The organism is Streptomyces wedmorensis (assembly GCF_000716445.1).
GTDB classification, from domain to species: domain Bacteria; phylum Actinomycetota; class Actinomycetes; order Streptomycetales; family Streptomycetaceae; genus Streptomyces; species Streptomyces wedmorensis.
In genome coordinates, this window is sequence record NZ_JNWK01000012.1 from 93,681 (window position 1) to 120,365 (window position 26,685).

The 26,685-nt window shown below is 71.9% G+C and carries 24 protein-coding genes; 15 read left to right on the forward strand and 9 right to left on the reverse strand.

The window, feature by feature from the left end; all coding sequences use genetic code 11:
• Positions 1 to 30 precede the first annotated feature (30 nt).
• Positions 31 to 474, reverse strand: a complete 444-nt coding sequence (locus OO54_RS12740) for an SRPBCC family protein (RefSeq protein WP_017236784.1) — start codon at positions 472 to 474, stop codon at positions 31 to 33.
• Between the two features lie 145 nt (positions 475 to 619).
• Between OO54_RS12740 and OO54_RS12745 the strand changes: the two genes are divergently transcribed.
• The 4 genes from OO54_RS12745 (at position 620) to OO54_RS12760 (ending at position 5,399) form a co-directional block, all read left to right on the forward strand.
• On the forward strand, positions 620 to 1,660 hold the full coding sequence (locus tag OO54_RS12745) for an Rv2578c family radical SAM protein (protein ID WP_033202959.1): 1,041 nt from the start codon (positions 620 to 622) through the stop codon (positions 1,658 to 1,660).
• Positions 1,661 to 1,800: 140 nt separating this feature from the next.
• Positions 1,801 to 3,474, forward strand: coding sequence for an alpha/beta hydrolase (locus tag OO54_RS12750; protein ID WP_033202960.1), 1,674 nt, complete (start codon positions 1,801 to 1,803; stop codon positions 3,472 to 3,474).
• 78 nt (positions 3,475 to 3,552) lie between these two features.
• A complete protein-coding gene (locus OO54_RS12755) occupies positions 3,553 to 3,975 on the forward strand; it encodes a RidA family protein (RefSeq protein ID WP_033202961.1) in 423 nt (140 codons plus the stop codon).
• A gap of 167 nt (positions 3,976 to 4,142) precedes the next feature.
• Entirely contained in the window at positions 4,143 to 5,399 is a 1,257-nt protein-coding gene (locus OO54_RS12760) for an MFS transporter (RefSeq protein WP_033202962.1), read from the forward strand.
• On the opposite strand, the gene OO54_RS12765 is transcribed toward OO54_RS12760, so the two are convergent.
• Positions 5,370 to 5,972 (reverse strand): HEAT repeat domain-containing protein, encoded by a 603-nt coding sequence (locus OO54_RS12765; RefSeq protein WP_033202963.1) that lies wholly within the window; start codon positions 5,970 to 5,972, stop codon positions 5,370 to 5,372. The genes OO54_RS12760 and OO54_RS12765 overlap by 30 nt on opposite strands.
• A gap of 322 nt (positions 5,973 to 6,294) precedes the next feature.
• Between OO54_RS12765 and OO54_RS12770 the strand changes: the two genes are divergently transcribed.
• From OO54_RS12770 to pssA, 9 genes are all read left to right on the forward strand, one after another.
• On the forward strand, positions 6,295 to 8,076 hold the full coding sequence (locus OO54_RS12770) for a 3-hydroxyacyl-CoA dehydrogenase family protein (protein WP_017236790.1): 1,782 nt from the start codon (positions 6,295 to 6,297) through the stop codon (positions 8,074 to 8,076).
• Between the two features lie 115 nt (positions 8,077 to 8,191).
• On the forward strand, positions 8,192 to 9,010 hold the full coding sequence (locus OO54_RS12775; RefSeq protein ID WP_017236791.1) for a TetR family transcriptional regulator: 819 nt from the start codon (positions 8,192 to 8,194) through the stop codon (positions 9,008 to 9,010).
• 402 nt (positions 9,011 to 9,412) lie between these two features.
• Entirely contained in the window at positions 9,413 to 10,750 is a 1,338-nt protein-coding gene (gene ccrA, locus OO54_RS12780) for a crotonyl-CoA carboxylase/reductase (RefSeq protein WP_026057766.1), read from the forward strand.
• Positions 10,751 to 10,764: 14 nt separating this feature from the next.
• Positions 10,765 to 12,801 (forward strand): protein meaA, encoded by a 2,037-nt coding sequence (locus OO54_RS12785; RefSeq protein ID WP_017236792.1) that lies wholly within the window; start codon positions 10,765 to 10,767, stop codon positions 12,799 to 12,801.
• On the forward strand, positions 12,798 to 13,763 hold the full coding sequence (locus OO54_RS12790) for an HpcH/HpaI aldolase/citrate lyase family protein (protein WP_015037486.1): 966 nt from the start codon (positions 12,798 to 12,800) through the stop codon (positions 13,761 to 13,763). Before OO54_RS12785 ends, OO54_RS12790 begins: the two co-directional genes overlap by 4 nt.
• Before the next feature lie 5 nt (positions 13,764 to 13,768).
• On the forward strand, positions 13,769 to 14,281 hold the full coding sequence (locus OO54_RS12795; RefSeq protein ID WP_017236793.1) for a MaoC family dehydratase: 513 nt from the start codon (positions 13,769 to 13,771) through the stop codon (positions 14,279 to 14,281).
• A 2-nt stretch (positions 14,282 to 14,283) separates the two neighbouring features.
• Positions 14,284 to 15,489, forward strand: a complete 1,206-nt coding sequence (locus tag OO54_RS12800) for an acyl-CoA dehydrogenase family protein (protein ID WP_017236794.1) — start codon at positions 14,284 to 14,286, stop codon at positions 15,487 to 15,489.
• 170 nt (positions 15,490 to 15,659) lie between these two features.
• Positions 15,660 to 16,316 carry a phosphatidylserine decarboxylase gene (locus OO54_RS12805; RefSeq protein WP_033202964.1) on the forward strand — a complete coding sequence of 219 codons (657 nt, stop codon included), beginning with the start codon at positions 15,660 to 15,662 and terminating at the stop codon, positions 16,314 to 16,316.
• A complete protein-coding gene (pssA, locus tag OO54_RS12810) occupies positions 16,309 to 17,175 on the forward strand; it encodes a CDP-diacylglycerol--serine O-phosphatidyltransferase (RefSeq protein WP_020477424.1) in 867 nt (288 codons plus the stop codon). The genes OO54_RS12805 and pssA overlap by 8 nt, the downstream gene beginning before the upstream one ends.
• Positions 17,176 to 17,247: 72 nt before the next feature.
• Here the strand turns inward: pssA and OO54_RS48550 are convergent, their stop codons facing one another.
• The 6 genes from OO54_RS48550 to OO54_RS12840 all read right to left on the reverse strand — a co-directional run bounded on the left by OO54_RS48550 (position 17,248) and on the right by OO54_RS12840 (position 23,317).
• Entirely contained in the window at positions 17,248 to 18,261 is a 1,014-nt protein-coding gene (locus OO54_RS48550; RefSeq protein ID WP_078905174.1) for a GNAT family N-acetyltransferase, read from the reverse strand.
• Positions 18,262 to 18,354: 93 nt separating this feature from the next.
• Positions 18,355 to 19,620: an ABC transporter substrate-binding protein gene (locus tag OO54_RS12820; protein WP_051786892.1), complete on the reverse strand. Its 1,266-nt coding sequence runs from the start codon at positions 19,618 to 19,620 to the stop codon at positions 18,355 to 18,357.
• Positions 19,617 to 20,711, reverse strand: a complete 1,095-nt coding sequence (locus OO54_RS12825) for a branched-chain amino acid ABC transporter permease (protein WP_033202965.1) — start codon at positions 20,709 to 20,711, stop codon at positions 19,617 to 19,619. Before OO54_RS12825 ends, OO54_RS12820 begins: the two co-directional genes overlap by 4 nt.
• Positions 20,704 to 21,594, reverse strand: coding sequence for a branched-chain amino acid ABC transporter permease (locus tag OO54_RS12830; protein WP_017236800.1), 891 nt, complete (start codon positions 21,592 to 21,594; stop codon positions 20,704 to 20,706). Before OO54_RS12830 ends, OO54_RS12825 begins: the two co-directional genes overlap by 8 nt.
• A complete protein-coding gene (locus OO54_RS12835) occupies positions 21,591 to 22,502 on the reverse strand; it encodes an ABC transporter ATP-binding protein (RefSeq protein WP_033202966.1) in 912 nt (303 codons plus the stop codon). Before OO54_RS12835 ends, OO54_RS12830 begins: the two co-directional genes overlap by 4 nt.
• Positions 22,499 to 23,317, reverse strand: coding sequence for an ABC transporter ATP-binding protein (locus OO54_RS12840; protein ID WP_017236802.1), 819 nt, complete (start codon positions 23,315 to 23,317; stop codon positions 22,499 to 22,501). The genes OO54_RS12835 and OO54_RS12840 overlap by 4 nt, the downstream gene beginning before the upstream one ends.
• A 196-nt stretch (positions 23,318 to 23,513) precedes the next feature.
• Between OO54_RS12840 and OO54_RS12845 the strand changes: the two genes are divergently transcribed.
• Both OO54_RS12845 and OO54_RS12850 read left to right on the forward strand, forming a co-directional pair.
• Positions 23,514 to 24,722, forward strand: a complete 1,209-nt coding sequence (locus OO54_RS12845; protein ID WP_033202967.1) for a PucR family transcriptional regulator — start codon at positions 23,514 to 23,516, stop codon at positions 24,720 to 24,722.
• A gap of 52 nt (positions 24,723 to 24,774) precedes the next feature.
• Positions 24,775 to 25,392, forward strand: a complete 618-nt coding sequence (locus OO54_RS12850) for a hypothetical protein (RefSeq protein WP_157856467.1) — start codon at positions 24,775 to 24,777, stop codon at positions 25,390 to 25,392.
• Positions 25,393 to 25,456: 64 nt separating this feature from the next.
• Here the strand turns inward: OO54_RS12850 and OO54_RS12855 are convergent, their stop codons facing one another.
• Positions 25,457 to 26,608, reverse strand: coding sequence for a glycerate kinase (locus OO54_RS12855; RefSeq protein WP_033202969.1), 1,152 nt, complete (start codon positions 26,606 to 26,608; stop codon positions 25,457 to 25,459).
• Positions 26,609 to 26,685 lie beyond the last annotated feature (77 nt).

Sequence of the window (26,685 nt, forward strand, 5' to 3'; positions counted from 1 at the left end):
ATCCACTCGAATCGGTGAACGCTCAGGGCGTTACTTCTCGACCTCGTCCGCCAGCTTGGCGAGGACGGCGTCGTAGATCCGGCCGAGGCCCTTGGGCGCGAAGGTCTTCTCGAAGAAGCCGCCGATGCCTCCGGCGCCGTTCCAGACGGTGGTGACGACGGCGCGGGACTTGCCCTCGCCGGCGGGGGTCACGGTCCAGGTGGTGACCATGGACGAGTTGCGGTCCTTCTCGACGAGCTGTCCGTCGGTGGGCTCGGTGACCTCCAGGAGGCAGTCGCGGACGCGCTTGCTGGTGGCCTGGAGCTTCCAGTGGACGAGGGTGCCCTCGCCGTCGCCGCCCTCGCGGACCTCGTACTCGCTGAAGTGCTCGGGGAGCACCTTCGCGCGCGTACCGCTGTAGTCGGCCAGCGCGTCGAACACCGTCTCCGCGTCCGCGGCGATGATCCGTTCCGTGGTGGCCTCGACCTGCGCCATTGACTTCCTCCAGCTTGTGGTTCCTCGGGGTGTGGGCCAAGCGAACCACGTGGGGTCCGGCGGGCGAAATCCGGGTTGCGACAATCAAGGGAACAGGTGTTCTATTCTGGGCGCACGGTCGAGAACGGCAACCGAGGAGGCGTCCATGCGCTGGGACCATCTGGGCGACACCCCGGGCGGCGCGACGGCACCCGCCGACATCGCCCTGTTCGGTACGGACGCGGTCACCACCCGCACCTTCGACACCCCCGAGTTCCGCGGCATCACCTTCCACGAGGTGCGGGCCCGCTCGATCCTCAACCGGGTGCCCGGCGCCTCCCGGATGCCGTTCGAGTGGACGGTCAACCCGTACCGGGGCTGCACGCACGCGTGCGTGTACTGCTTCGCCCGCAAGTCCCACGGTTATCTCGACCTCGACACCGGACTCGGCTTCGACTCCCAGATCGTCGTCAAGGTCAACGCCCCGGAGCTGCTCGCCCGCCAGCTCGCCTCCGCCCGCTGGCAGGGAGCGCACATCGCCATGGGCACCAACGTGGACTGCTACCAGCGCGCCGAGGGCCGCTACCACCTCATGCCGGGCATCCTCGCCGCGCTGCGGGACCGGGCCAACCCGTTCTCGATCCTCACCAAGGGCACCCTGATCCTGCGCGACCTGGAGCTCCTCACCCAGGCCGCCCGGGTCACCGAGGTCGGCATCTCCGTCTCCGTCGGCTTCACCGACGAGGAGCTGTGGCGGACCGTCGAACCGGGCACGCCCTCACCGCAGCGCCGCCTGGACGTCGTCCGCGTCCTCGGTGAGCACGGCATCGACTGCGGGGTGCTGATGGCTCCGGTGGTGCCGTTCCTCGGCGACCGGCCCGAGCAGCTGCGCGAGACGGTGCGCGCGATCGCCGAGGCCGGGGCGAGCTCGGTCACCCCGCTCGTCCTGCACCTGCGGCCGGGCGCCCGCGAGTGGTTCATGCGATGGCTGCGCGAGCACCACCCCGGCCTGGTGGGGCGGTACGAACGGATGTACGCGTCCGGGGCCTACGCGCCGACCTGGTACCAGCGGCGGATCACCCGTCAGGTGCACGAACTGGCCGCCGAGTTCGGCATCGGGCCCGCCCACCGGGGTGCGTCGCGCCGGGTTCCCCTCCCCGAGGGACCGGCCGGGGCGGCCACCCCGGAGCAGCTCACCTTCCTCTGAATCCACATTCGGAGAACCGGCTCGGACGTCCGGCCCGATCATCGGACCGGTCACCTGACACGCCGTCGGATCCTCCTCTGTTCGGGTCAACTCTGGCCGAAACAGGTCCTGCCGCGGCCCGCACGGGACACAAAGGCCCCATGACCCCACGCGCAGGAATGCTGATCGCCGCTGGAGCGCTGGTCGCCGGGACGGTCACCGTCCTGCCCGCCGCTCCCGCGGGTGCCGGAGAACCGGCCCCCCGTCCGCTGCCGCCGCTCGCCTGGACCGGCTGCGCCACCGAGGCGTACCCGAAGCTCCAGTGCGCCACCCTGAAGGTGCCGCTCAACCACGACGACCCGGCCGGGCGGAGCATCACGCTCGCCCTCACGCGGGTCCCGCACACCGCGGGTACGTTCCAGGGCCCGCTGCTCGTCAACCCGGGCGGGCCCGGCGGCAGCGGGCGCGCGATGGCCGGGTACGTGGCGGCCTCACTGCCCCCGAAGGTGGCCGCCGAGTACGACGTGATCGGCTTCGACCCGCGCGGGGTCGGCAAGAGCGAGCCCGCGCTCGACTGCAAGCCCGGCCACTTCGCGCCGGTGCGCGCCGACTCGGTGCCGACCGGGGCCGAGGCCGAGCGGGCGGCGGTCGACCGGGCCCGGTCCTTCGCCGAGGCCTGCGGCAAGAAGTACGCCGACGTCCTGCCGTACATCGACACGGTGAGCACCGCACGGGACCTCGACGCCATCCGCGTCGCGCTCGGGGCCCCGCAGATCAACTACCTCGGCTACTCGTACGGCACCTACCTGGGCGCGGTGTACGCCCGGCTCCACCCTGACCGGGTGCGCCGCATGGCACTGGACTCCGTCGTCAACCCGCACGGCGTCTGGTACGAGGACAACATCTCCCAGGACTACGCCTTCGACACCCGCCACAAGGACTTCATGGCCTGGGTGGCCCGCCAGGACGCCGTCTACAGGCTGGGCACCGACCCGGCCGCGGTCGAGGCCGCCTGGTACCGGATGCGCGACGCGCTGCGGGCCGCCCCGGCCGGCGGGAAGGTCGGGCCGGGCGAGCTGGAGGACACCTTCCTGCCCGGCGGGTACTACAACGGCTACTGGCCCCGCCTGGCGAACGCGTTCTCGGCGTACGTCAACGACGCCGACCCGGCGCCGCTGAAGGAGGCGTACGAACGGTACGGGGAGGCCGACGCGGCCGCGGACAACGGCTACTCGGTCTACACGAGCGTGCAGTGCCGGGACGCGGCATGGCCCCGCGACTGGAACGTCTGGCGCAAGGACAGCTGGGACGTGCACGCGAAGGCGCCGTTCTCCACCTGGAACAACGCCTGGTACAACGCGCCGTGCGCGTTCTGGCCGGTCGAGTCCCTGACCCCGCCGGACGTGACCAACGACCGGCTGCCGCCGGTCCTCATCCTCCAGGCCACCGACGACGCGGCGACCCCGTACGAGGGCGGGGTCGCCCTGCACCGGCTCGTCCGCGGCTCCAGCCTGGTCGTCGAGCAGGGCGGCGGGAACCACGGGGTGACCCTCGGCGGCAACGACTGCCTCGACGACCACCTGACCGCCTACCTCGCCACCGGCAAGGTCCCGCGCGCCGAGGGCGACGCCGAGGTGGACGCCGTCTGCGAGGCGCTTCCGGAGCCGGAGCCCGAGCCGCTGACCGCCGCGGGGAAGAAGGCCCAGGGCAAGAAGGCCGCGGACGAGCAGACCTCCGGGGAAAAGGCACCGGAGAAGCGCGCCGGGCGGGCCGGCATCCCGCTCGCGGAGCCGATCGGCGTAGCCCTGCACGGGCTCCTCGGCCACGTGCGCTGACCCCGCCGCACCGGCCGGCAGTGCCCGCACCCCACGGGGTGGCGGGCACTGTCAGTGCCGTGGGCGAGGATGTGCGACATGACGAGCCACCTCACCCACGTCCCCGCTCCCGACGGCCTCGCGCCCAGCCCCCAGTACAGCCACGTCGTCTGGGGCACGGGCCGGTTCGTCGCGATATCCGGGCAGTGCGCCCTCGACGCCTCCGGGGCGGTCGTCGGGGAGGGCGACGCGGCGGCCCAGGCCCACCAGGTCTTCGCGAACCTGGAGCGGTGCCTCGCCGCCGCCGGCGCGGGCTTCGGGGACGTGGTGAAGCTGACCTACTTCGTCACGGACGTCGCCCATCTCCCCGCGGTGCGGGACGCCAGGGACGCCCACTTCGCGGGCGCGCCGCTGCCGGCGAGCTCGGCGGTGCAGGTGTCGGCGCTCGTCCGGCCGGAGCTGCTCGTGGAGATCGAGGCGTTCGCGCTCGTACCGGAGCGTGCCGGGACGGCGTCCCGGTGACACCGGGACGGAGCTCCGCTTGATACGTTGACGCGCATGTTCCTCTTCTGTGCGTAGGAGTCGCCCGGCCGACGTCCGTGCCCCCGGGCACCGGCGCGGTCCTTCGCGACCCCGCACACCCAGGCGCCGCGGGCACCGCCCGGCGCCCTCCCCGAGGAACCTCCGTCATGTCCGTGACCTCCCCTGCCCGTTCCCGCGCGCCCGGCTATGCCGCGTTGCTGCGCACCCCGCACGCCTCCCGCACCTTCGGGGCCGCCCTCGTGGGCCGGCTCCCCAACGGCATCGCCCCGCTGTCCCTGGTCCTCTCGGTCAAGGGCGGCACCGGCTCGTACGCCGCGGCCGGCACGGTCATGGCCGTGTTCGGGCTGACCGGTGTGCTGCTGTCGCCCGCGCGCGCCGGTCTCGTCGACCGGTTCGGGCCCCGCCGGGCCCTGCCGCCGCTGGCCGCCGCGCACGCCCTGCTGCTCACCGCGCTGGCGGTCGCGACGGCCGGGCGCGTGACCTCGACCGTTGGGCTCGCGGTCCTGGCCGCTGCCGCGGGCGCGGTGGTCCCGCCGCTCGGACCGGTGACACGGGCGCTGTGGAGCGCGATGCTGCCCGACCGGGAGCTGCTGCGGCGCGCGTACAGCCTGGACACGGTGGCGGAGGAACTCCTCTTCGTCACGGGCCCGTTGCTGGTCGGGCTGCTCCTGCGGTTCGCGGCGGCGCCGGCCGGGCTCGCGGTGAGCGCCGCGCTGGTCCTGACGGGCACGCTCGCGCTGGTCACCTCGCCGGTCGTGCGGGGCGCGCCGAAGGAGCGGGAGCGCGAGGCTCCGGATGCGGGGACCGGCCCGGTGGGTGCGCCCGGTGGCGGACCGGCCCGGGCGGCGGCCGTCGCCGCGGCGATGGGCATGTGCCTGGGCGCCCTGGACCTGCTCGTGATCGCGTTCGCGGACGCGCACGGGCTGCCGGGGGCGGTGCCCTGGGTGCTGGCGGCGCTGTCCGCGGGCAGCGCGGTGGGCGGCCTGGTCCACGGCGCCGTGTCCTGGCGGCTGCCCACCGCCGTGCGCCTCTCCCTGCTCACGCTCGGTCTCGGCGGGGTGCTGGCGGTGGCGGGGCTCTCCCCGCATCCGTACGCGCTGGTCGGCTGGGTGGCGCTCGGCGGTCTGTTCCTGGCTCCGGCGCTCACGAGCGCGTACCTGCTGGCGGACGAGTCCGCCGGTCCCGGTCGGCGCACCCGGGCCGGTGCCTGGGTCAACACCGCGTTCAACGCGGGCAGTACGGCGGCGACGGCGGGTGCGGGCCTCCTGGTGGGACGGTTGCCGCTGGCCCTGTGCTTCGCGCTGGCCGCGTTCCCCGCAGTCCTCGCGTCGGCCGGGACCCTGGCGCCGGCTCTCCTGTGTCCGGGCCGCCGGTCAGCCGGCGGGGCCGAGCAGGTGCAGTGAGCGTGCGGCGGCGGCGCCGAGCCTGGGGTGCGGGAGGGCGGCCTCCAGAGCGGGACGGGCCACGGGGTCGCCGAGGGCGCCCAGGCCCTCGACACAGGCGAGTCCGACCCGCCAGTGGGGGTCGTCCGCGGGAAGTCGCCGTTCGAGGACGGTGATCAGGGCCGGTACGGACTCGGGGGCGCGGAGCGCGGCGAGCAGCCGTACCGGCAGGAGGGCGTAGGCGGCCCGGAGTTCGTTGGTGGCGAGCGCGGCGGCGGCGCGGGCGGTGCGCGGGTCGCCGAGCCGGGTCAGGGCGTGGGCCGCGGTGACGCAGCGCTCGGGGTCGCGGTGGTTGAGGAGGAGGACGAGGGCCTCGAAGGCTCGCGGGTCACCGGCGACACCGAGGGCGTACGCGGCGATCTCGCGGGCCCAGAGCGGCTGCCCGGGTGCTGTGAGGACCCGGTGCAGTTCCTCGGGGTCGGCGGTGGCCGCGAGGCGACGGAATGTCTCGGGGACCTCTCCGGTGTCATTCTCGATCTCGTCGCGCAATCGATCGATCATCGAGCAGAATTCCGGATCCTCGGCGTATTCCATGAATCCGAGCCTATCCGCGATCCAGATCACATTTTCCTCAACTTCCCGGGACTGGCGTGCTCGTTACCGGCCGGTTAGTCTCAGGTGAGCGGGCCACCACCCGCACTTCCCACAACGGCCTGGTGACGCAGCCGTTGTGTCGTTCGTCGGTTCGGCAGTTTCGATGTGACTCGGGACAGAGTCCGTCGGCCCCCTTTCCCAGGGCATCGCCCTCAATACCGGGCAGCGCCCTCTTTCCGTGGCATCGCCCTCACCTTTTTCCCGCGCCCTTTCGCGCGCGCAACTGCCCTCAGTCGTCACTCTTCCTCTCTGGAGTCCCCTGATGGACACCCCTCTCTCCACCATCGCCGTCGTCGGTCTCGGCACCATGGGCGCGGGTATCGCAGACGTCCTCGCCCGGGCCGGCCGTGAGGTCATCGGCATCGACATCAGCGACGTCGCCGCCGCGCGGGCCGTCGCCGCCCTGGAGGCGTCCACCGCCCGCGCGGTGGCCCGCGAGCGGATCACCGAGGAGGAGCGGCAGGACGTGCTGGCCCGCTTCCGTACCTTCTCCGACCTCCAGGCGGCCGCCGAGGCCGACCTCGTGATCGAGGTCGTGCCGGAGTCGTACGAGGCCAAGCAGGAGGTCTTCCGCGCCCTCGACGCGATCGTCCGCCCGGACGCGATCCTCGCCACCGGCACCAACGCCCTCTCCGTGACCCGGCTCGCCGCCGACTCGGCCCACCCCGAGCGTGTCCTGGGCCTGCACTTCTTCGCCCCGGTCCAGGCCATGAAGCTGGTCGAGGTGGTGTCCTCCGTCCTGACCGACCCGAAGGCGGTCGACGCCGTCACCCGGCTCGCCCAGGACCTCGGCAAGGAGCCGGTGGCGGTCGGCGACCGGGCCGGCTTCATCGCGGACGGCCTGCTCTTCGGCTACCTGAACCAGGCCGCCGCCATGTACGAGGCCAAGTACGCCTCCCGCGAGGACATCGACGCGGCGATGAAGCTGGGCTGCGGCCTGCCGATGGGGCCGCTGGCGCTCCTCGACCTGATCGGCGTCGACACGGCCCGCACGGTCCTGGAGGCCATGTACGCCTCCTCGCACGACCGCCTGCACGCCCCCGCCCCGATCCTCAAGCAGCTCAGCGAGGCCGGTCTGACCGGTCGGAAGGCGGGCCGCGGCTTCTACACGTACGAGGCGCCGGGCTCCGCGCAGGTGGTGGACGACGCACTCACCCCGTCGGCCTCCGCCGAGGCCGGAGCGGGCCGCGAGGTCCGCTCGGTCGGCGTCGCCGGCTCGGGCACGATGGCCTCCGGCATCGCCGAGGTCTTCGCCAAGGCCGGTTACCAGGTCGTCCTCGCCGCGCGCTCCCAGGAGAAGGCGGACACCGCCAAGGCCCGGATCGCGAAGTCCCTGGCCCGCTCCGTCGACAAGGGCCGGATGACGGGCGAGGCGCGCGACACCACGCTGGCGCTGATCACCGCCGCGGGCTCGCTCGACGCCTTCGCCGAGGTCGACCTGGCCGTCGAGGCGGTCGCCGAGGACCTGGAGATCAAGCAGGAGCTGTTCGCGCGGCTCGACAAGATCTGCAAGCCGGGCGCGGTGCTCGCCACCACGACCTCCTCGCTGCCCGTCGTGGCCTGTGCCCGCGCCACCACGCGCCCGCAGGACGTCATCGGGATGCACTTCTTCAACCCGGCTCCGGCGATGAAGCTGGTCGAGATCGTCCGTACGGTCCTGACCGCCGACGACGTCCACGCCACCGTCCGCGAGGTCACCGCGAAGATCCGCAAGCACCCCGTGGACTGCGGCGACCGCGCCGGTTTCATCGTGAACGCGCTGCTCTTCCCGTACCTGAACAACGCGATCAAGATGGTCCAGGACCACTACGCGACCCTGGACGACATCGACGCCGCGATGAAGCTGGGCGGCGGCTACCCGATGGGCCCGTTCGAGCTGCTCGACGTGGTCGGTCTGGACGTCTCGCTCGCGATCGAGCAGGTGCTGCACCGCGAGTTCCGCGACCCGGGCCTGGCCCCGGCGCCGCTCCTGGAGCACCTCGTGGCGGCGGGCTGCCTGGGCCGCAAGACGGGTCGCGGCTTCCGCGAATATGCCCGACGCTGAGCCCCGTACGGCCGGCTGGGGCGGTCTGCTGAGTTCCCCGGGCGCCGTCGGCGCCCCGGGGGGCTCCCCGCCCCCACCTGGGCACACTCCCACTCCGATGCAGTACGTTCGGACCATGCCCAAGGCCGCGAAGACACCCCGTGCCACGTCCCCGTCCGACGCTCCGGAGAGCGCGGCGGGCACTCGTGCAGCCGCCCAGCGGCTCAAGATGCGCCGGGAGCTCGCCACGGCGGCGATGGAGCTCTTCGCCACCAAGGGGTACGAGGCCACCACGGTCGACGAGATCGCGGCCACGGCCGGGGTCGCGCGGCGGACCTTCTTCCGCCACTTCCGCTCCAAGGAAGAGGCGATCTTCCCCGATCACGACGACACCCTGGTGCGGGCGGAGGCGGTCCTGAACGCCGCCCCGCCGCACGAGCACCCGCTCGACACGGTGTGCCGGGGCATCAAGGAAGTCATGAAGATGTACGCGGGGTCGCCCTCGGTCTCGGTGGAGCGCTACCGGCTCACCCGTGAGGTGCCGACGCTGCGGGAGCGGGAGATCGCCTCGGTGGCCCGCTACGAGCGGCTGTTCACCCGGTATCTGCTCGGGCACTTCGACGAGCGCGACCACCACGACGGCAACGACGACCCGCTGCTGGCCGAGGTCGCCGCCTCGGCGGTCGTCACGGCCCACAACCACGTGCTGCGGCGCTGGCTGCGGGCGGGCGGCCAGGGCGACGTGGAGGCGCAGCTCGACCACGCCTTCGCCATCGTCCGGGAGACCTTCGGCTCGGGCATAGGCGCGGGCCGCCCGGCCCCGTCCCCGCAGCCCGAGCCGGCGCCCCCGGCGCGGGTCGCCACCACCGGCGACGTGGTCGTCGCCGTGGCCCGTACGGACGCACCGCTCGACGAGGTCATGCGCACCATCCAGCAGGCCCTCAGAGAGGCCTGAGCACCCTTCCACGACGAGGGCCGCCCCCGGTTTCCGGGGGCGGCCCTCGTGCGTTCGCCCAGCTCAAGGGCGGTTTCGATCGATCATCGCTCATCCGTGATGGGCAGATTGCATCTGAGTGAAATTGTTGGCACGCAGTGCCTTGTCAGGTGACACGGCGTGCCATACGTTGATGTTGTCCGGGCGGCCGGCGCGCAGAGATCACACCTCGTGCGCCGGCTGTCCCCACCAGCCACGGCCGGTGCGCCCGGACGCCTGCGTCACAGGCACCCCGCGCTCCACCACACAGCGCCGCCATCGCACCACCGAGCCGAACCGACGGCACACCTCCACAGCAGCAGCACTGCCCGTCGTAACCCTCAGGCGTCCCTCCCTCAGGACGCTCACCGCCGGAGGCAACCCGTGAAGGAAATCCTGGCCGCGATCCAGTCGCAGGACGCCACGTCCGCCGACTTCGCGAACATCCCGCTCCCCGACTCCTACCGGGCGATCACCGTCCACAAGGACGAGGCGGACATGTTCGCCGGGGTCGCCAGCCGCGACAAGGACCCGCGCAAGTCGCTCCACCTGGACGAGGTCGCGCTCCCCGAGCTCGGCCCGGGCGAGGCCCTGGTCGCCGTCATGGCGAGCTCGGTGAACTACAACTCGGTCTGGACCTCGATCTTCGAGCCGGTCTCGACCTTCGGCTTCCTGGAGCGCTACGGACGGCTCTCCGAGCTCACCAAGCGCCACGACCTGCCGTACCACATCATCGGCTCTGACCTCGCGGGCGTCGTCCTGCGCACCGGCCCGGGCGTCAACGCCTGGCAGCCCGGCGACGAGGTCGTCGCGCACTGCCTCTCGGTCGAGCTGGAGTCCTCCGACGGCCACAACGACACGATGCTCGACCCCGAGCAGCGCATCTGGGGCTTCGAGACCAACTTCGGCGGCCTGGCGGAGATCGCCCTCGTCAAGTCCAACCAGCTCATGCCGAAGCCGGACCACCTGAGCTGGGAGGAGGCGGCCTCCCCCGGCCTCGTCAACTCCACCGCCTACCGCCAGCTGGTCTCCCGCAACGGCGCCGGCATGAAGCAGGGCGACAACGTCCTCATCTGGGGCGCCAGCGGCGGCCTCGGCTCGTACGCCACCCAGTTCGCCCTCGCCGGCGGCGCCAACCCGATCTGCGTCGTCTCCTCCCCGGAGAAGGCCGAGATCTGCCGGTCCATGGGCGCGGACGCGGTCATCGACCGCAACGCCGAGGGCTACAAGTTCTGGAAGAACGAGAACGAGCAGGACCCGCGCGAGTGGAAGCGGTTCGGCTCCAAGATCCGCGAGCTGACCGGCGGCGAGGACATCGACATCGTCTTCGAGCACCCGGGCCGCGAGACCTTCGGCGCGTCGGTGTACGTCACCCGCAAGGGCGGCACCATCACCACCTGCGCCTCGACCTCGGGCTACATGCACCAGTACGACAACCGCTACCTGTGGATGTCGCTGAAGCGGATCGTCGGCTCGCACTTCGCCAACTACCGCGAGGCGTGGGAGGCCAACCGCCTGATCGCGAAGGGCAAGATCCACCCGACGCTCTCCAAGGTCTACTCCCTGGAGGACACCGGCCAGGCCGCCTACGACGTCCACCGCAACCTCCACCAGGGCAAGGTCGGCGTGCTCGCCCTCGCCCCGCAGGAGGGCCTGGGCGTGCGCGACACCGAGAAGCGCGCCCAGCACATCGACGCCATCAACCGTTTCCGCAACATCTGAGCCCGGGACCATAGATGACTGAGCGCCAGAAGGACCGGCCGTGGCTCATGCGGACCTACGCCGGTCACTCCACCGCCGAGGCGTCCAACGAGCTGTACCGGCGCAATCTCGCCAAGGGTCAGACCGGCCTCTCGGTCGCCTTCGACCTGCCGACGCAGACCGGATACGACCCCGACCACATCCTCGCCCGCGGCGAGGTCGGCCGGGTCGGGGTCCCCGTCTCGCACCTCGGTGACATGCGCAGGCTGTTCCAGGACATCCCCCTGGAGCAGATGAACACCTCGATGACCATCAACGCCACGGCGATGTGGCTGCTGGCGCTCTACCAGGTGGCCGCCGAGGAGCAGGGTGCGGACATCACCAAGCTCCAGGGCACCACCCAGAACGACATCGTCAAGGAGTACCTGTCGCGCGGGACGCACGTCTTCCCGCCCGGCCCGTCGCTCCGGCTGACGACGGACATGATCTGCTACACGGTCAACAACATCCCGAAGTGGAACCCGATCAACATCTGCAGCTACCACCTGCAGGAGGCGGGGGCCACGCCGGTCCAGGAGATCGCGTACGCGATGTCCACGGCGATCGCGGTGCTCGACTCGGTCCGCGACTCGGGCCAGATCCCCCAGGACCGGTTCGGCGATGTCGTGGCCCGCATCTCCTTCTTCGTGAACGCGGGCGTCCGCTTCATCGAGGAGATGTGCAAGATGCGCGCCTTCGGCCGCATCTGGGACAAGATCACCCGCGAGCGGTACGGCATCGAGGACGCGAAGCAGCGCCGGTTCCGCTACGGCGTGCAGGTCAACTCGCTCGGCCTCACCGAGGCCCAGCCGGAGAACAACGTCCAGCGGATCGTCCTGGAGATGCTGGCCGTCACCCTCTCCAAGGACGCCCGCGCCCGCGCCGTCCAGCTCCCGGCCTGGAACGAGGCCCTCGGCCTCCCCCGGCCGTGGGACCAGCAGTGGTCCCTCCGCATCCAGCAGGTGCTCGCCCACGAGTCCGACCTGCTGGAGTACGAGGACATCTTCGCCGGCTCCCACGTCATCGAGGCCAAGGTCGACTCGCTCGTCGAGGAGTGCCTGGCCGAGATCGAGCGGATCCAGGAGATGGGCGGCGCGATGGCGGCCGTCGAGTCCGGCTACCTCAAGTCGCAGCTGGTCTCCTCGCACGCCGAGCGGCGCGCCCGGATCGAGGCCGGCGACGAGAAGATCGTCGGTGTGAACGTCTTCCAGTCGACCGAGGAGAACCCCCTCACCGCCGACCTGGACACCGCGATCATGACCGTCGACCCGGCCGTCGAGGCCCGGGTGGTCGGCTCGCTGAAGTCGTGGCGGGACAACCGCTACCAGCCCCCGTTCAACCACCCGCGCCCCTGCAAGGCCCTCGAACGCCTCAAGGAGGCCGCTCGCGGCACCGGCAACCTCATGGAGGCCACCCTGGAGTGCGCCCGCGCGGGCGTCACGACCGGCGAGTGGACCGGGGCCCTGCGCGAGGTCTTCGGCGAGTTCCGGGCGCCCACCGGCGTCTCCTCCGCCCCGGTCGCGGTGACCGCCGAGGCGGGCACGCCGATGGCCGTCGTGCGGGACAAGGTGACCCGGACCGCCGAGGAGCTGAACTCCGGGCGGCTGCGGCTGCTCGTCGGGAAGCCCGGCCTCGACGGCCACTCCAACGGTGCCGAGCAGATCGCCGTACGCGCGCGTGACGCCGGTTTCGAGGTGGTCTACCAGGGCATCCGGCTGACCCCCGAGCAGATCGTCGACGCGGCGCTCGCCGAGGACGTGCACTGCGTGGGCCTGTCGATCCTCTCCGGCTCACACGCCGAGCTCGTGCCCGACGTCCTCGACCGCCTCCGCGAGGCCGGAGCGACCGACATTCCGGTCATCGTCGGCGGAATCATCCCGAACGCCGACGCCGCAGAACTGAAGCGTGCGGGTGTCGCCGCCGTCTTCACACCGAAGGACTTCGGTATCACGGAGATCATCGGCCGTATCGTCGACGAGATCCGCACAGCTCACAAGCTCAGCCCCCTCGAAAGTACGGAGGTCCTCGCATGACCAGCCCCGTGAACCGGCTCCGCCCCCGTCGCTCCTGCCTGGCGGTCCCCGGCTCCAACCCGCGCTTCCTGGAGAAGGCCCAGGGCCTCGCGGCCGACCAGGTCTTCCTCGACCTGGAGGACGCGTGCGCCCCGCTGGCCAAGCCCGAGGCCCGGCACACCATCGTGAAGTTCCTGAACGAGGGCGACTGGACCGGCAAGACCCGCGTGGTCCGCGTCAACGACTGGACGACCCACTGGACGTACCGCGACGTCGTCACCGTCGTCGAGGGCGCCGGCCAGAACCTCGACTGCATCATGCTGCCGAAGGTCCAGGACGCCCAGCAGATCGTCGCCCTCGACCTCCTGCTGACGCAGATCGAGAAGACCATGGGCTTCGAGGTCGGCAAGATCGGCATCGAGGCGCAGATCGAGAACGCCCAGGGCCTCACCAACGTCAACGCGATCGCGCAGGCCTCCCAGCGCGTCGAGACGATCATCTTCGGCCCGGCCGACTTCATGGCCTCCATCAACATGAAGTCGCTGGTCGTCGGCGAGCAGCCGCCCGGCTACCCGGCGGACGCGTACCACCACATCCTGATGAGCATCCTGATGGCCGCCCGCGCCAACAACCTCCAGGCGATCGACGGCCCCTACCTGCAGATCCGCAACCAGGAGGGCTACAAGGCCGTCGCGCAGCGCGCCGCCGCCCTGGGCTTCGACGGCAAGTGGGTGCTGCACCCGGACCAGGTCGCCGCCGCGAACGAGATCTTCTCGCCGTCGCAGGAGGACTACGACCACGCCGAGCTCATCCTCGACGCGTACGACTACTACACGTCCGAGGCCGGCGGGAAGAAGGGCTCCGCGATGCTCGGCGACGAGATGATCGACGAGGCCTCCCGCAAGATGGCCCTGGTCATCTCCGGCAAGGGCCGCGCCGCCGGCATGCAGCGCACCAGCAAGTTCGAGATCCCGGAGGCCTGAGTCCGATGCAGTTCGGCCGTACCTACGAAGAGTTCGAAGTCGGTGCCGTCTACAAGCACTGGCCCGGAAAGACGGTCACCGAGTACGACGACCACCTCTTCTGTCTGCTCACCATGAACCACCATCCGCTGCACATGGATGTGAATTACGCCGAGAACACGACCGACTTCAAGCAGAACGTCGTCGTCGGCAACTACATCTACTCGCTGCTGCTCGGCATGTCCGTGCCGGACGTCTCCGGCAAGGCCATCGCCAACCTGGAGATCGAGTCGCTGCGGCACGTGGCGCCGACCTTCCACGGCGACACGATCTACGGCGAGACCACGGTCCTCGACAAGACCCCGTCGAAGTCGAAGACCGACCGCGGCATCGTCTACGTCGAGACCAAGGGCTACAAGCAGGACGGCACCCTCGTGTGCGTCTTCCGCCGCAAGGTGATGGTCCCGACCGCCGAGTACATCGACGCACGCGGCGGCGAGCAGCCCGGCCGCCCGGAACTCAAGCAGCAGGAGAAGTAGTCATGGCGCGACTCGCCCAGACCCACGGTCTGACCGATGTCCAGCAGGAGATCCTCGCCACTGTCCGGGACTTCGTCGACAAGGAGATCATCCCGGTCGCGACGGAGCTCGAGCACCGCGACGAGTACCCCCAGCAGATCGTCGACGGGCTCAAGGAGCTCGGCGTCTTCGGTCTGATGATCCCCGAGGAGTACGGGGGCCTGGGCGAGTCACTGCTCACCTACGCGCTGTGCGTGGAGGAGATCGCCCGCGGCTGGATGTCGGTCTCCGGCATCATCAACACCCACTTCATCGTGGCGTACATGCTGAAGCAGCACGGCACCCAGGAGCAGAAGGAGTACTTCCTTCCGCGGATGGCGGCCGGCGAGACCCGCGGCGCGTTCTCGATGTCCGAGCCGGGCCTCGGCTCGGACGTGTCGGCCATCACGTCCAAGGCGGTCAAGGACGGCGACGAGTACGTCCTCAACGGCCAGAAGATGTGGCTGACGAACGGCGGAACGTCAACGCTGGTGGCCGTTCTCGTCCGAAGTGACGAAGGACACCCGGAGGGCACCGCCCCCCACAAGTCGATGACGACCTTCCTCGTCGAGAAGGAGCCCGGCTTCGGAGAGGTCCGCCCCGGCCTCACCATCCCCGGGAAGATCGACAAGATGGGTTACAAGGGCGTCGACACGACCGAACTCATCATGGACGGACTGCGCATTCCGGCCAATCGGGTACTCGGCGGGGTCACCGGCCGAGGGTTTTACCAAATGATGGACGGCGTGGAGGTCGGCCGCGTGAACGTGGCGGCCCGTGGCTGCGGCGTCGCTCAGCGTGCTTTCGAACTGGGTGTCTCTTATGCCCAGCAACGTCACACTTTCGGCAAGGCGATCGCCCAGCACCAGGCGATTCAGTTCAAGCTGGCCGAGATGGCTACCAAGGTCGAGGCCGCTCATGCCATGATGGTGAATGCAGCACGCAAAAAGGACTCCGGGGAACGAAACGACCTGGAAGCAGGGATGGCGAAGTACCTCGCCTCCGAATACTGCAAGGAGGTCGTCGAGGACGCCTTCCGCATCCACGGTGGTTACGGGTTCTCGAAGGAGTACGAGATCGAGCGCCTCTACCGGGAGGCGCCGATGCTGCTCATCGGTGAAGGTACCGCCGAGATCCAGAAAATGATCATTGGTCGTCGGCTGCTCGAGGAGTACCGATTCCAGGGTTGATTGTGGCTTTTGAGTCGGTTCGGCCGCGAAGAAGATCACACCCTGTGTTCGTCTTCCGGCCGTCGACTCGGTTCCTGGCTTGCCCAGTTGCGCCCCGCAACCGATAGCATCGCCGGAAAGCCGCCGTCCCCCCGTTGCCAGCGCGGCATCATCCGCTACGAAGGTCATCCATGCCCCACAGCCAAACCTCTGCACACCGCGACAGCCTTGCCGGCGTACGCCTCGCGCGCGGAGCATCGCCGTGGCTCCTCCCGACCGTCGCCACCGCGGCGCTCAGCCTCGTGCGCGCGCGCAAGTCGAAGCGTGCCGCGGCCATCGCCGTGCCGACCACCGCACTCGCGGCCGGCATGCTGTGGTTCTTCCGCGACCCCGAGCGCGAGATCGCTCAGGGCCGGGTCATCTCCCCCGCCGACGGTGTGGTGCAGAGCATCATGCCGTGGAAGGACGGACGCACCCGGGTCGCCATCTTCATGAGCCCGCTGAACGTGCACGTCAACCGCGCGCCGCTGGCCGGCACCGTGACGTCCGTCGAGCACGTCCCCGGCGGGTTCGTCCCGGCGTTCAACAAGGAGAGCGAGAACAACGAGCGCGTTGTCTGGCACTTCGACACCGAACTCGGCGACATCGAGATGGTGCAGATCGCGGGTGCCGTCGCCCGGCGCATCGTGCCGTACATCCCGCAGGGAACGAAGGTCGAGCAGGGTGACCGGATCGGTCTGATCCGCTTCGGCTCACGGGTCGACATCTACCTCCCGGAGGGTGTCGAGGTCGCCGTCGAGGTGGGGCAGGCCACGACCGCGGGGGTGACTCGCATTGACCGTGATTGATCCCGACACACGGGCCTCCGAGTGGGTCGCCGACGCCGAGGCGGAGGCGGCCGAAGAGGCCGAGGAGATGCCGCTGTCGCTGAGGCTGTCCATAGCGGACGCCCTCACGCTCGGTAACGCCACGTGTGGCTTCATGGCGGTCTACTTCACCACGACCGGCATCCTGATCCCGCACCTCACCGGCAGCACCGAGACCGGCATGGCGCGGAACAGCGCCGCCACCGCGGTGATACTGATGCTGTGCGCGGCGATCTTCGACCTCTTCGACGGCATCGTGGCGCGCAAGCTCCGCAGCTCGCCGATGGGTGCCGAGCTCGACAACCTGTCGGACCTGATCAGCTTCGGTCTGGCCCCGGCGTACTTCGTGCTCGTGTACGGCATGGTCGCGGACGACGCGCAGCAGAAGGTCTCGGCCGTGGCCGCGATCGTGGTGCTGCTCGCCGTGGTGCTGCGACTGGCGAGATTCTCGTGCGTGACGATGAAGGACGGCATGTTCCAGGGCATGCCGAGCCCCTTCGGCGCGCTGACCGTGGTCTCGATCGTGCTCCTCGAGCTGCCGTTCATCCCGACGCTGCTCGCGATCATCGGGGTGGCCTGGCTGATGGTGAGCCGGGTCGAGTACCCGAAGCCGCGGGGTGTCCTCGCGGTGGCGATGCTCAGCTGGATCGTCGGTGCGATGGCCATGCTGGCGGCCTGGGCGTTCGACGCTCCGGGCGGGGCGTTCCTGCTCCAGACCGGCTGTGCTCTCCAGGTCGTGCTGGGCGCCGTGATCCCCCTCTTCGCGACGGCCCGCCGAGTGAACACCTTCCGCGGCAACCGGCGTGAGAGCCGGGAAGCGCGGGCGGCACAGCTGCCCTAGCGGACGAAGCGGTACGAGAAGGGCCCCGTGAGGCATCAGCCTCCCGGGGCCCTTTCGCGTGCCCCGTGACCCCTACGGGGTGTCCTGCCCGAGCCGCTTGTAGTACAGCGTGGTGGGGCGGAGGGTGCCGGACGGATCGGCGGCGAAGTCCGGGATCGTGCCGGCCGCCGTCCAGCCCGCGCCCCGGTAGAGGCGCTCGGCGGGGCTGTCGGTCTGGGTGTCCAGGACGAGCAGGCCGAGACCGGTGGCGGCGGCGTGGGCCTCGGCCGCGGCGAGCAGGCGCCGTCCCAGGCCCCGGCCGCGCGCCGAGCGGTGGACGAGGAGCCGGGCGATCTCGCCGCGGTGCCGGCCGTTGGCCGTGCCGGTGCGGACGAGGGTGACGACGCCGACGAGGCGCCCGTCGGGGCCGTGGGCCGCCCAGACGTCGCGTACCCCCTCGGCGGCCTCCTCGGCGACGCGGCCCCACCAGGCGGCCGCCTCGGCCCGGTCCAGGGGCGCGAGGAAGCCGACCGAGGCACCGCCGTCCACGGCGTCCACGAGGAGCGCGGCGAGGCCTTCGGCGGCGTGGGCCCGCACGGCAGCGGGAGACAGCCGCTCGACGACGTCGAGCGGCTTCTCCAGGCAGAGGAGGTCCGGCCGGTCGTCCCAGGGGTCCACGACGGCGAAGCCGAGGCTCCGGTAGAGGGCGAGCGGCTCGTCCCGCCAGGACCAGACCGTGAGACGCACGGCGGGCGCGCCGCCCGCGGCGGCCCGGCGCAGGGCCTCGGCCATCAGCGCCTTCGCGAGGCCCTTCCGCCGGGCCTCGGGCGACACCCAGAGCCGCTTGATCTCGGGGGCGCGGCCCGCGCGGGGGGCCTTGAGGACGACGCAGCCGGCCGGTGCGGACGCACCGGCCGGCGTGGCCAGCAGGACCGTGTCGGCGGCGAACGCGCCGGCCGGGTCCTCGGCCTCGACGCGGTACACCGCCGGCAGCGCGGCGACCGACTCCACCGCCGTGCCCTTCTCCGCCTGGTTGACCAGGTGGTAGGCGCCGAGCAGCCCGGCGAGGCGGGGGTGGCTCCGGTTCTCCTCGATACGTGGGTTCATGAGTCCCGAGCTTCACACCGAGATGTTTCGGGCACGTGAAGATCCCCCGGTCCGGGACCCGGTCCGCGTGTCGTCGCGGACCGGGCTCGCGGATCAGGGGGTGTAGCTCTTCGCCGCCTCCGAGACGAACGGCTGCCGGACGGTGCGCATGCCGCCGGGGACGGACTTGTCCGGCTGGATGATGACCGACTCGCGGGAGGACGGTGCCTCGGGGTCGCCGAGGTCATGCGTCATGCCGAAGCCGGCGTCGTGGGCCTTCATGGTCAGGAGGGCCTTGTCGACGCCCTCGCGGGTCAGGTCCTTGTCCGCGCAGGCCTTCTTCAGCGCCTCGCCGAAGACGCTCGCCGCGGTCCAGCCTGCGACGATGCCGTTGTCGAGGCCGTCGCCCGGGTAGGCGGCCTGGTAGTCGGCGACCAGCTTCTTGGCCGTGGGGGTGTCGGCGCCGATCGGCAGGCTCGGGGAGGCGAACCAGTACATCTTCTCCAGGGCGGGGCCCGCCTGGGTGCCGAGCAGCTGCGGGGCGAAGGCCGAGTTGTTGCCGACGACGGGGACCCTGAGGCCGGTGGCGGCGGCGACGCCGACGAGGGAGGCGGCCTGGCGGGGTCCGGCGCTGATGACGACGGCCTTGACCCCGGCCTGCTTGAGAGCCGCGACCTGCGCCGACATGTCGTTGTCGGTGGGCTTGATCTTCTGCTCGACGACGGTCAGGCCCGCCTTGCCGGCCGCGTGCTTCGAGCCCGCGAGCGCGTTCTCGCCGTAGTCGCCCTCGAAGTAGACGTGGCCGAGCTTGTCGCCCTTCTTCAGGCCCTTCTCCGTGACCAGGAAGTCGACGGCGTTGATCGTCTCGACGTCGTACGTGGCGCCGAGGACGCGGATGTACGGGGAGCCGAGGAGCGAGGCGGACCAGGCCTGCGGCAGGACGAGGCCCTTGTCCTGGCCGTCGACCCGTGACTTGACGGCGGCGACGAACGGGGAGCCGATGAACTGGGTGTAGCCGACGACCTTCGGCTCCAGCTCGGTGTACGCGGCGAGCGCCTTCTGCGGGTCGTAGCCGTGGTCGCGGACCGTCAGCTCCAGCTGCCGGCCGCAGATCCCGCCGGCGGCGTTGACCTGCTTGACGTACAGCTGCTGGGCCTGGGTGACGCTCTTGCCGAGCGTGGCGTACACCCCGGTCATGTCGGTGAGCGCGCCGAGGGCGATCGTCTTGTCCGTGACGCCCTCGCCGGTCTTCACGCCGCCCGCGCCGGTCACCTTGCCGTCGCCGGTCTTCGCCTTGGAACTGCATCCGGCGGCGGTGAGCGCGACCAGTGCGGCAAGGGCTGCGGCCAGGCCCCGCACGGCCTGTCGTCGGTGGTTCATCGTGCCTCTCCTGAGGGTCGGTCTGACGTCGGGGTCTTGCGTGTCCGGGCGGCGAGGCGGACCAGGCCGCCGGGCAGGAAGAGCACCACCGCGACGACGGCGGCGCCGTAGAGGTAGCGCGCGGCCTCCCCCGGTGCGATCCCGCCCGTCCCGGGGGCGGAGACCAGGGGCAGCGCGTCGCTGTAGCGGGTGAGGAGTTGCGGCAGGAGGGAGACGAAGACGCCTCCGGCCACCGCGCCCGCGACCGAGCCGAGACCGCCGATGACGATCATGGCCAGGTATTCGAGGGAGAGCGCCATACCGAAGTACTCGGGCACGGTGCGCTGGAAGACCAGGGCGAGCAGGACGCCCGCGAGGCCCGCGTACATGGACGACAGGACGAAGACGGCCGCGCGGTAGCGGGCCACCGGGATGCCCATGACGCCGGCGGCGATCCGGTGGTCCCGGATGGCGTTCATGGCGCGGCCGGGACGGCCCCTGAGGACCCCGCGGGCGAAGAGGACCCCGCCGACGAGCAGGACGAGCCCCAGGTACCAGAGCTTCTCGACGGCACCGAACGGCACCTGGGCGACGAGGAGTTCCGTGTCGTCGAAGGTGAGGCCGAAGAGGGAGAGCGGCGGGACCGCGCGGCCGTTGTAGCCGCCGGTGACGTCATGGGCGTTGAACAGCACGTGCTGGCCGATGAAGATCAGCGCGAGGGTGGCGATGCCCAGGTACGCGCCGCGCAGCCGTCCCGCGATCGGGCTGAACACCCCGCCGGCCAGACCCGCGAGGGCGACCGCGAGGACGGCGGCGAGCCAGCCGGGCAGCCCGAGGCCGGCCAGGCCGTCGGAGCCGTCCCCGGCGAACGCGCAGTAGCCGTAGGCTCCGACGGCGAGGAAGAAGGCGTGCCCCATCGAGAGCTGGCCGGTGGCACCGGTCAGCAGGTTGATGCCGATGGCCCCCAGGGCGGCGGCCATCGCGAACAACCCGGCCTGGAGCCAGAAGCGGTCCAGGTAGAACGGGAGCGCGGCGAGCAGCAGGCCCGCGGCGGACCAGCCGTACACCAGGGCGCGGCCCCGGACGACGGGACGGGTGAGGGTCTCAGACACGGGCGAGCTCCTTCGTGCCGAAGAGTCCGGCCGGGCGGATCAGCAGCACCGCGACCATCACGAGGTAGGGGGCGACGTCGCCGATCCCCCGGCCCAGGAAGGTCAGATCCCCTTGGTAGCCGGTGGCGAGCGACTCGGTGATCCCGACGAGCAGCCCGCCGACGAGGGCACCCGTGGTGGAGTCGAGACCGCCGAGGATGGCGGCGGGGAAGGCCTTCAGCGCGGCGAGCGAGGTGGCCCGTTCCAGGCCGGGGGTCGGGAAGACCGTGAGGAACAGCGCGGCGACGGCGGCGAGACCGCCGGCGACCGCCCAGGCGCCCAGCGACACCCGGCCCAGCCGGATGCCCATCAGGGCGGCGGTCTCCTGGTTCTCGGCCGCGGCCCGCATCGCCACGCCCCAGGACGTGTACCGGAAGGCGAGCAGGAACGCGGTGATGAGCAGGGCCGCGGCGAGGAGCGCCGCGATCCGGGTCTCGGCGATCGTGACCGGGCCGACGGTGACGACGGCGTCGCCCCACGGGTCGCCGAGGGCCAGGATGTCGGTGCCGATCCGCCGGGTCAGCTCGGTGGCGAGGAGGATGTCCACGCCGATCGTGACGATCGCGAGGACGCTGTGGTCGCCACCCCGGTGGCGGCGCATCACGAGGAACTCGACGGCCGCGCCGACCACCGCCGCGCCCGCGACGCCGGCGAGCAGCGCGGGCCAGAAGCCGATCGTGTCGTGGAGCACGGCGGTGACGTAACCGCCGGCGAGCAGGAGGGACGCGTGGGCGAAGTTCACGACCTCGGTGGCGCGGAAGATCACCACGAAGCCGAGGGCGATGAGGGCGTAGATCGAGCCCAGTGAGACGCCGTTGATCAGGAATTCGGCGAAGGTGCTCACGCGGCGGTCTCCTCTCCGAGGTAGGCGCGGACGACCGCCGGGTCGTTCTGGACGTCGGCGGGGGCCCCGTCGGCGATCCGGCGGCCGAAGTCGAGGACGGTGACGGAGTCGGCGAGCCGCATCACCAGACCCATGTCGTGTTCGACGAGGAGCACCGAGATGCCCAGGCTGTCGCGGACGCCCGCGATGACCGAGGCCGTACGGCGCCGCTCGTCGGCGGTCATGCCCGCGACCGGCTCGTCGAGCAGCAGCAGCTTCGGCTCCATGCACAGGGCGCGGGCCAGTTCCGCGAGCTTCTGCTGCCCGTACGGCAGGGAGCCCGCGGGTCGCGCGAGCTGCTCCTCCAGGCCCACGAAGGCCGCGATCTCCCGGACCCTCGCCCGGTGCCGTGCCTCCTCCCTGGCCGCCGACGGCAGCCGCAGCCCGGCCGCCAGGAAGCCCGTACGGGTGAGCCGGTGGCGGCCCAGCATCAGGCTGTCCTCGACGGTGGCGCGCGGCGGCAGCGCCAGGTTCTGGAAGATCCGGCCCACCCCCAGGTCCGCGATCCGGTGCGGCGGCAGCGCGGTCAGCTCGTGCGCGCCGAACCGGACGGAGCCCTCGGTGGCGCGGTACACGCCGGAGAGGACGTTGAAACAGGTCGACTTGCCCGCCCCGTTGGGTCCGATGAGGGCGTGGACGGTCCCGGGCCTGACGGTGAAGCCGACCCCGTCGAGGGCGGTGAGACCGGCGAACCGGACGGTGACGTCGCGGACTTCGAGGGCCGGGACGCCGGACCCGGCTGCGGGCGGTACGGGGGTGCCGGACCCGCCGGTGTCCCCGGGGGCTCCGGGCGACGTGCCGGCCGTCGGCGTGGCGGCGCCGTCGGCGCCGGGCACCGGCTCTCCGCCGGGCGGCGGGGTGCGCGTCATCGGGTCTCCTCCCAGCGGGACAGGACCGGGTGGGCGGCCCGCGCGTCGGCGGCGTCGGCGGCGGCCGCCTCGTCGACGACCCCGAGGTAGCGGCGGCGCACCTCGTCGGAGGCGGCGAGTTCGGCGGCGGGGCCCGAGAGCGTGACCTCCCCGACCTCCAGGACGTACGCGAGGGAGGCGAGCCGCAGCGCCAGCGCCGCGTTCTGCTCGACGAGGAGGACCGCCGTGCCCTGGGCGTTGATCTCGCGGACCGCGTCGGCGATGCGGGCCGCCATCAGCGGCGCGAGGCCCAGAGAAGGCTCGTCCAGGAGGAGGAGACCCGGCCGGGCCATGAGCGCACGGCCGACGGCGAGCATCTGCTGCTCGCCGCCCGAGAGCAGCCCGGCCCGCTGGTGGGCACGGTCCGCCAGGACGGGGAACAGCTCGTGGACGCGCCGCAGCGCCGCCGTCTTCGCCGCCCGGCCGCCGCGCCCCCCGAGGGCGCCCGCGCGCAGGTTGTCCTCGACCGTCATCCGCGCGAAGACCTGGCGGCCCTCAGGCACCTGGGAGACACCGGCCGCGACGACCCGGTCGGGCGGCAGCCCGTCGAGCGGCCGGCCGTCGCGGCTCACCGTGCCCGAGACCACGGCGCCGCCGTGGAAACGGAGGGTGCGCGAGACCGCCCGCAGCAGCGTGGACTTGCCGGCCCCGTTGCCTCCCAGGACCGTGACGACCGTGCCGGCCGGCACGGTCAGCGATACCCGCCGCAGCGCGTGCACGGGCCCGTATCCCGCCGTCAGGTCCGTCACCTGGAGAGCGGGTGCGGTACCTCCCATGGTTCCCCTTTCCCCGGCCGCCCTTGTCACCCGGCCGTTCAGTGGCGCTCACCCCAGCACCGCGCCGGACCGCGCGTCCACGTTCCGCGGCCGAAACGCTGCCGGTGACCAGCGGGCGCGGCGACCGGCTGTGCATGCGCACAACGCTGCGCGTCAGGGCTGTGCGCGAGGGGCCCGGGCAGTGGATCCTCCGGGCATGGGACGGCGCAGACGGCGGACCGGTGACGACTGGAAGGTGCTCGCCCAGGCGTGCGCGACGCTTCTGGAGCGGGTACCGGAACTGGTGGACGAGCACCTACGGGAGCTCCACGCGTACGAGCCCGCCTACGGGCGGATCCTCCCGTACGACCAGCACTGGCAGGAGGCCGAGGAGGCGATGCGGATCGGGATCGAGATGATCTCGGCACCTCGCGACTCGCCCCGCCGGGACCTGGAGCACGCGGACGAGATGGGCCGGCGGCGGGCCGCGCAGGGCATGCCGCTGGAGCTCGTCGTCCACGCGTACCGGCACGCCGGGCACCTGGTGTGGGACGCGCTGATCGAGAGCGCCGGCACCGACACGGGGCAGCTGGCCGCGCTCATGCAGTCCGCCACGACGGTGTGGTCGGCGGTGGACGCCCAGGCCGACACCGCGTCGGAGGCGTACCGGGCGGCCGAACTGGAGCTGCACCGCCGTACGGACGAGCAGCTCCAGGCCCTCCTCGACGCCCTCCTCCAGGGCCAGCGCTCCCCCGAACTGGTCTCACGGGCCGCAGCCGGCCTCGACCTGCCGGAACAAGGCCGGTACGCGGTCGTCGTCCTCCGCTACGACCGGCGCGAGGAACGCGAACCGTTCCACCGTCAGGTGCAGGGCGAAGGCGTCCGGTTCCTCTGGCGCATGGGCGCCGACTGCGAGCTGGGGGTGGTGGCGCTCGCCGGCGACACCGGCCTCGACGCCCTCTCCGAACTCCTCGACGGGCGCTGCCCCGGTCCCGGCGGCATCAGCCCCGTCGTCGTCGGCCTCACCGAACTCGGCCGCGCCCGGCGGCTCGCCGAACTAGCCCTCCGCACCTGCCCGCCCGGCAGCCGCGAGATCGTCCGCCTCGACCGGCGGATGGCCGGCGCGCTCGTCGTCTCCCAGCCGGAGATGGCGAGCCTGCTGGTCTCGGACGTCCTCGGAGGGCTCCTGGAGCTCGACCCGGCGGACCGGGCGGTCCTCCTGGAGACGCTGGACGTGTGGCTGGAGTGCGAGGGGTCGGCCGGGCGTGCCGCGGGGCGGCTGTACTGCCACCGCAACACGGTCTTCAACCGGCTGCGGCGGCTCGAGCAGCTGACGACGCGGTCGCTGTCCCGGCCGCGGGACCTCACGGAGATGACGCTGGCCCTGGACGCGTTCCGGCTGACGGCGTCCGGGGGTGCCGGCTGAGGGCGCCGCCGCGCGGCCCCGGGCGGCCGAACGCACCTGTCAGGATGGGCCCATGACGATCATTGGGGACATATGCACGGACCGGCAGCGGCGGCGGAACCTCGGGCGCGTGGTGCTGGCCGGAGGGGTGGCGGCGGGAGTCGCGTGCCTGGTGGGCCCCTGGCTCGCCGAGTCGACGAGGCTGCTGGTCCTGGCCACCGCCTTCGAGTACCGCTGGCCGAGCTTCGCCGTGGCGGTCGTGCTGCTCGGCGCGGCGGTGCGGCTGCTGACGGACCGGGCGGCGATCCGGCGACTGGCGTTCGCCCTGTGCGGAGTGGCGCTCATCGGTACCGGGTGGTTCCGGATGGTGGTCTTCCCGATGATCGGCGGCGACTGGGAGGAGACGGCCCGGACGGCCGCGCCGCGGGGCGCGGACCGGTACCTCGTGGTGGAGGAGGGCGCGGCCATGATCGACCCGCTCTGGAGGGTGACGGTCGTGGACGGGTCCGGGATCGCCGCGCGCCGCTGGCCGGTCGCCTCGCTCAACGGCGACTCCGCCGAGGGCGCGCTGTCGAACGTGGCCTGGGCCGGGCCCGACGCCCTGGTCCTCACGACCGGGGACGGCGAGGTGACGACTGTCCGTCTCGATCCGCGCACCGGGGAGCCGGAGCGGGAGTTGTCCGTGCCGTAGGGCGGCCGGGTCCGCCGTACCGGCCGGGGAAGGTCCCGGCCCGTACGGTGTGCCGTCGCCGGTGCTACGAGAGGAAGTCCCGGGCGATGTTCGCCGCGGCTTCCTCCAGGAGCGGGCCCGCGTTCGCCATGGACTTGGCCGGGTCGGGCTCCAGGGCCGCGAGCGGGTAGGCGCGGCGGATGCCGGCGGCGCCGAGGACCTCGGGGGCGAGCGCGAGGCGGCCGCAGACCGCGACGACCTCCTTGCCGGCGGCCCGCGCGGCCGCGGCGACGCCGGCGGGGGCCTTGCCGTGGAGGGTCTGCTCGTCGAGGGAGCCTTCACCGGTGATGACGAGGGTGGCGCGCTCGAGGGCGGGGGCGAAGCCGAGGACGTCGAGCATGAGCTCGATGCCGGGGCGGAAGCTCGCGCCGAGGATGAGCGCGCCGTAGCCGATGCCGCCGGCGCCGCCGGCCCCGGGGGCGAGGGCGGCTTCGGCGGCCTTGGGGCCGATGGCCTTCTCGAGGACGGTGGCGTAGTGGGCGAGGGCCGCGTCGAGGGTGCGGACGTCGTCGGGGGTGGCGCCCTTCTGGGGGCCGTAGACGGCGGGGGCGCCCTTGGGGCCGGTGAGCGGGTTGTCGACGTCGCTGGCGAGGATGAGGTCGATGTCCGCGAGGCGGGGGTCGAGCCCGGTGAGGTCGGCCGTGGCGAGGTCGGCGAGCGGCGCGCCGCCGGGGCCGACGGGCTCGCCGGCCGCGTCGAGGAAGCGGGCGCCGAGTGCGGCGAGCATGCCGGCGCCGCCGTCGGTGGTGGCGCTGCCGCCGACGCCGAAGACGACGGCGGTGGCGCCGGCGTCGAGGGCCGCGCGGAGGAGTTCGCCGGAGCCGTACGTGGTCGCGGTGAGCGGGGCGAAGACGCCCTGCGGGAGGAGCTGGAGGCCGGAGGCTTCCGCCATTTCGACGACCGCGGTGGTGTCGCGCAGCGCGAACGCCGCGGTGACCTGCTCGCCGAGCGGTCCCGTGACGCGTACCTCGCGGCGTTCGAAGCCGGCCGCGACGGCGGCCGCGACGGTGCCGTCGCCGCCGTCCGCGACGGGCAGGGTCTCCACCGTGAGCTCGGGGACGACCCGTCGCAGTCCTGCTGTGACCCGCTCCGCGACCTGCACGGCCGTGAGCGAACCCTTGAACTTGTCAGCCGCCACGAGCACGTGAGCGACCTGAGTTGCTGCCCCGTCCGTCACCTTGCATCCCTTGCTTTCGAACGTGCAGTCGCGCCGGTGCCGACCCTATCCGTACCGCCAGACGGCGTGCCACCCCC

What these genes read in the sequence shown, in the direction of transcription:
- OO54_RS12740 (WP_017236784.1), bottom strand. Translation starts at nt 474, where the DNA reads ATGGCGCAGGTCGAGGCCACCACGGAACGGATCATCGCCGCGGACGCG.
- OO54_RS12745 (WP_033202959.1), top strand. Translation starts at nt 620, where the DNA reads ATGCGCTGGGACCATCTGGGCGACACCCCGGGCGGCGCGACGGCACCC.
- OO54_RS12750 (WP_033202960.1), top strand. Translation starts at nt 1,801, where the DNA reads ATGACCCCACGCGCAGGAATGCTGATCGCCGCTGGAGCGCTGGTCGCC.
- OO54_RS12755 (WP_033202961.1), top strand. Translation starts at nt 3,553, where the DNA reads ATGACGAGCCACCTCACCCACGTCCCCGCTCCCGACGGCCTCGCGCCC.
- OO54_RS12760 (WP_033202962.1), top strand. Translation starts at nt 4,143, where the DNA reads ATGTCCGTGACCTCCCCTGCCCGTTCCCGCGCGCCCGGCTATGCCGCG.
- OO54_RS12765 (WP_033202963.1), bottom strand. Translation starts at nt 5,972, where the DNA reads ATGGAATACGCCGAGGATCCGGAATTCTGCTCGATGATCGATCGATTG.
- OO54_RS12770 (WP_017236790.1), top strand. Translation starts at nt 6,295, where the DNA reads ATGGACACCCCTCTCTCCACCATCGCCGTCGTCGGTCTCGGCACCATG.
- OO54_RS12775 (WP_017236791.1), top strand. Translation starts at nt 8,192, where the DNA reads ATGCCCAAGGCCGCGAAGACACCCCGTGCCACGTCCCCGTCCGACGCT.
- OO54_RS12785 (WP_017236792.1), top strand. Translation starts at nt 10,765, where the DNA reads ATGACTGAGCGCCAGAAGGACCGGCCGTGGCTCATGCGGACCTACGCC.
- OO54_RS12790 (WP_015037486.1), top strand. Translation starts at nt 12,798, where the DNA reads ATGACCAGCCCCGTGAACCGGCTCCGCCCCCGTCGCTCCTGCCTGGCG.
- OO54_RS12795 (WP_017236793.1), top strand. Translation starts at nt 13,769, where the DNA reads ATGCAGTTCGGCCGTACCTACGAAGAGTTCGAAGTCGGTGCCGTCTAC.
- OO54_RS12800 (WP_017236794.1), top strand. Translation starts at nt 14,284, where the DNA reads ATGGCGCGACTCGCCCAGACCCACGGTCTGACCGATGTCCAGCAGGAG.
- OO54_RS12805 (WP_033202964.1), top strand. Translation starts at nt 15,660, where the DNA reads ATGCCCCACAGCCAAACCTCTGCACACCGCGACAGCCTTGCCGGCGTA.
- OO54_RS48550 (WP_078905174.1), bottom strand. Translation starts at nt 18,261, where the DNA reads ATGAACCCACGTATCGAGGAGAACCGGAGCCACCCCCGCCTCGCCGGG.
- OO54_RS12820 (WP_051786892.1), bottom strand. Translation starts at nt 19,620, where the DNA reads ATGAACCACCGACGACAGGCCGTGCGGGGCCTGGCCGCAGCCCTTGCC.
- OO54_RS12835 (WP_033202966.1), bottom strand. Translation starts at nt 22,502, where the DNA reads ATGACGCGCACCCCGCCGCCCGGCGGAGAGCCGGTGCCCGGCGCCGAC.
- OO54_RS12840 (WP_017236802.1), bottom strand. Translation starts at nt 23,317, where the DNA reads ATGGGAGGTACCGCACCCGCTCTCCAGGTGACGGACCTGACGGCGGGA.
- OO54_RS12845 (WP_033202967.1), top strand. Translation starts at nt 23,514, where the DNA reads ATGGGACGGCGCAGACGGCGGACCGGTGACGACTGGAAGGTGCTCGCC.
- OO54_RS12850 (WP_157856467.1), top strand. Translation starts at nt 24,775, where the DNA reads ATGACGATCATTGGGGACATATGCACGGACCGGCAGCGGCGGCGGAAC.